The sequence below is a fragment of the Cupriavidus sp. R6-3 genome, from assembly GCF_059772245.1.
Genome location: NZ_JCBAJO010000336.1, coordinates 1 through 3,874, shown reverse-complemented (window position 1 = coordinate 3,874; position 3,874 = coordinate 1). Strand labels below are relative to the sequence as shown.

General features: G+C 67.9%; 5 protein-coding genes. All 5 read left to right on the top strand.

Features of this window, described 5'->3' with window-relative positions; genetic code table 11:
• Nucleotides 1-911: HAD-IC family P-type ATPase (locus tag AC6EI8_RS25070; protein WP_498383201.1), on the top strand; the 911-nt coding region annotated here is incomplete at its 5' end.
• A 2-nt stretch (nt 912-913) separates the two neighbouring features.
• Nucleotides 914-1,111, top strand: a complete 198-nt coding sequence (ccoS, locus tag AC6EI8_RS25065; RefSeq protein WP_498383200.1) for a cbb3-type cytochrome oxidase assembly protein CcoS — start codon at nt 914-916, stop codon at nt 1,109-1,111.
• Nucleotides 1,112-1,237: 126 nt separating this feature from the next.
• Nucleotides 1,238-2,770: a cytochrome-c oxidase, cbb3-type subunit I gene (gene ccoN / locus AC6EI8_RS25060; RefSeq protein WP_498383198.1), complete on the top strand. Its 1,533-nt coding sequence runs from the start codon at nt 1,238-1,240 to the stop codon at nt 2,768-2,770.
• Between the two features lie 19 nt (nt 2,771-2,789).
• A complete protein-coding gene (ccoO, locus tag AC6EI8_RS25055) occupies nt 2,790-3,560 on the top strand; it encodes a cytochrome-c oxidase, cbb3-type subunit II (RefSeq protein ID WP_226108692.1) in 771 nt (256 codons plus the stop codon).
• A 2-nt stretch (nt 3,561-3,562) separates the two neighbouring features.
• The gene (locus tag AC6EI8_RS25050) at nt 3,563-3,781 is read left to right on the top strand and encodes a cbb3-type cytochrome oxidase subunit 3 (RefSeq protein WP_226108693.1); all 219 of its coding nucleotides are present in this window, start codon (nt 3,563-3,565) and stop codon (nt 3,779-3,781) included.
• Nucleotides 3,782-3,874 lie beyond the last annotated feature (93 nt).

The following is a 3,874-nucleotide window of genomic DNA, read 5'->3' as shown; positions in this document are numbered from 1 at the left end:
GCGCGGCGAGCCCTGGCGGTGTCTCTGGTTTCACCGCCGGCGGCCTGAACTTCGAACCACTGCCGACGCAACTGCGCAATCGCCCGGGGCAGGGCGTGGAGGCGCTGCTCGACGGCCGTCCGATACGCGTAGGGCGGCGCGACTTCGTCGAGGCGTTGGTGCCGCCGGCGCTGGTTCCGTCCGCGCTGGTTCCGTCCACGCTGGTTCCCCCCGCGCTGGTGCCGCCCGCGCCGGAGACGCCGGCGCTGGTTCCGTCAGGTCCCGCCGGCAACGAGGCGGCCCTCGATGCGCTGCGCCACCATCTGCACGACGGCGCCTCGCCGGTGTGGCTGGGCGACGAAGGCGGACTGCTCGCCGTCTTCGTGCTGTCGGACAGCGAGCGCGCGCAGGCGGCCGAACTGCTGGCGCGCCTGCGCGCGCTCGGACTGCGCTGCCATCTGGTTTCGGGCGACAGCCAGCCGACGGTGCGCTGGTGGGCCCGCCATTTCGGCATCGAAGCCGCGCAAGGGCGCATCAGTCCCGAGGGCAAGCGCGACTACGTGGCCGCCTTGCAGCGCGATGGCGCGGTGGTACTTGCGATCGGCGACGGCATCAACGACGGGCCGGTGCTGGCGCAGGCGCAGGTGTCGATCGCGCTCGCCAGCGGCGCGCCGCTCGCGCAGGTCGGCGCCGATGCGGTGCTGACCCACGACGGCATCGCCGACGTCGCCACCGCGCTGGCCATCGCGCGCCGCGCGCGTGCGGTGATCCGGCAGAACCTGGCCTGGGCCTTCGCCTACAACATGGTGGCCATTCCGCTGGCCGCCAGCGGCCATGTCAACGCCTGGATGGCCGGGATCGGCATGTCGCTGTCCTCGCTGCTGGTGGTCGCCAATGCCTGGCGCCTGCTGCGCGTGCCGAAGGTGCGCTAGCGATGGACACGCTGTTCCTGCTGGTGCCGATGAGCCTCGCGCTGGTCGCGCTGATCGCCGCGGCGCTGTGGTGGGCGCTGCGCGCCGGGCAATACGACGATCTCGAGCGGCCGGGGCAGGCGATCCTGCTCGACAACGACCGCCCCGATGCGAAGGCGGGCGCCGCGCGGCGGCCGGGCCGTTGCGATCTTCCCCACTGAGGTTCCCCGGGGCGCCATGCATCTGCACGGCGCTTGATCCGGATCAAGGGCGCGCCGCCCGACCCCCTCTACATTGCCTTTATCGCCTTCTTCTTTCCTGTTCCATATCCATCCTTGGGGGTCCGAATGGATGTCACCGCCGCCGGCCTGACCGGCACGGCCACGCCCGCGCGCGCCGCCGACACCTTCAACTACCACGTCGTGAGGCAATTCGCCGTCATGACCGTGGTCTGGGGGATCGTCGGCATGGCGGTCGGCGTGCTGCTCGCCGCGCAACTGATCTGGCCTGAACTCAATTTCGATACGCCGTGGCTGTCGTTCGGACGGCTGCGTCCGCTGCATACCAATGCGGTGATCTTCGCCTTCGGCGGCAGCGCGCTGTTCGCCACCTCGTACTACGTGGTGCAGCGGACCTGCCAGGCGCGGCTGTTTGCCGCGCCGCTGGCGGCCTTCACCTTCTGGGGCTGGCAGATCGTGATCGTCGCCGCGGCGATCACGCTGCCGCTGGGCATCACGACCTCGAAGGAATACGCCGAGCTGGAATGGCCGATCGATCTGCTGATCGCGGCGGTATGGGTGGCCTATGCGATCGTGTTCTTCGGCACCATCGCCCGCCGCAAGACCCGCCATATCTACGTGGCCAACTGGTTCTTCGGCGCCTACATCCTGACGATCGCGATCCTGCATATCGTCAACAACATCGAGCTGCCGGCGTCGCTGTGGAAGTCGTATTCCGCCTATGCGGGCGTGCAGGACGCGATGGTGCAGTGGTGGTACGGCCATAACGCGGTCGGCTTCTTCCTGACCACCAGCTTCCTCGGCATGATGTACTACTTCATTCCGAAGCAGGCCGAGCGCCCGATCTATTCGTACCGGCTGTCGATCGTCCATTTCTGGGCGCTGAACTTCACCTATATGTGGGCCGGCCCGCACCACCTGCAGTACACCGCGCTGCCGGACTGGGCGCAGTCGCTCGGCATGGTGTTCTCGCTGATCCTGCTGGCCCCGTCGTGGGGCGGCATGATCAACGGGATCATGACGATGTCGGGCGCCTGGCACAAGCTGCGCACCGATCCGATCCTGAAGTTCCTGGTGGTGGCGCTGTCCTTCTACGGCATGGCGACCTTCGAGGGGTCGATGATGTCGATCAAGACGGTCAACGCGCTGTCGCACTACACCGACTGGACCATCGGCCACGTGCATTCGGGCGCGCTGGGTTGGGTCGCGATGATCACGATCGGCTCGCTGTACTACCTGGTGCCGCGCCTGTTCGGCCAGCAGCGGATGTACAGCACGCGCCTGATCGAATGGCACTTCTGGATCGCGACCATCGGCGTGGTGCTCTATATCGCCTCGATGTGGATCGCCGGCGTGATGGAAGGGCTCATGTGGCGCGCCACGCAGCCCGACGGCACGCTGACCTACGCGTTCGTCGAAGCGGTCAAGGCCAAATATCCGTTCTACCTGATCCGTCTGCTGGGCGGCCTGTGCTTCCTCGCCGGCATGCTGGTGATGTCGTGGAACGTGGCGCGCACCATCGCGGGCCGCCGCGCCTTCGATCCCGTGATTCCGGCGGGGGCCACCGTCGGGACCGCCGTTGCGGCCTCCGCCGGCACCGCCGCCACCGCCGCCACCGCCGCCACCGCTCCCGCCGCCTGAACGCCATCCGGATTCCATCATGTCCCAACAACGACGCTTCTTTTCGCACGAGACGCTGGAGAAGAACATCGGCTGGCTGATCGTCTGCACCATCGTGGTGGTCAGCATCGCCGGCTTCGTGCAGATCCTGCCGCTGTTCTTCCAGCATTCGACCACGCAGCCCGATCCGGGCATCGTCCCTTACTCGCCGCTGCGGCTGATGGGGCGCGACATCTATATCCGCGAGGGCTGCGTCGGCTGCCATTCGCAGCAGGTGCGCACGCTGCAGGCCGAGGTCGAGCGCTACGGCCCTTACTCGACCGCCGGCGAATCGGTCTACGACCATCCCTTCCTGTGGGGCTCCAAGCGTACCGGCCCGGACCTGGCGCGCGTGGGCGGCCGCTACTCGGACGACTGGCAACGCATCCATCTGCGCAATCCGCGCGATGTCGTGCCCGAGTCGGTGATGCCTTCCTATCCGTGGCTGGCGAAGACCGTGCTGCCGACCGACGACATCCGCCAGCGCATGCGAACGCTGCGCACGCTCGGCGTGCCGTACAGCGACGCCGACATCGAGGCGGCGCCCGACGCGCTGAATGGCAGGACCGAAGAGGACGCGCTGGTGGCGTATCTGCAGGGCCTCGGCACCAATCGCCGCACCGTCGGCATCGAGGTCGCGGGCGTGGACCGCCGCGTAGACGGTAGTGCGGGCAGCAGCTCAGGCAGCAGTACAGACGGTAGCGCGGACGGCGGTGCAGACGGCAGCGCAGACCCCGCCACGGCAGGTGGCGCGCCGAGCGGGAGCCAATGACCATGGCGACCCTGACCGCGTTTTCCACGCTGATCTTCCTCGTCGTCTTTATCGGCATCGTCTGCTGGGCGTGGTCCGGTGGGCGGCGCCATGCCAATCGCGAAGCCGCCTGGCTGCCGTTCGCGCTCCCCGACGAGGCGGGCGGCGAAGAGGCCATGGGCGAACGCACGGACGTGCCGCGCGACGCCGCGCATCCGTACGCCATCGAGCAGGGACATTGATGTCATGAGCGACTTTATTTCCGATTTCTGGGGCTACTACATCGCCGCCATTGCGCTGGGCGGCATCGTCTGGTGCGTCTGGCTGCTGTTCTC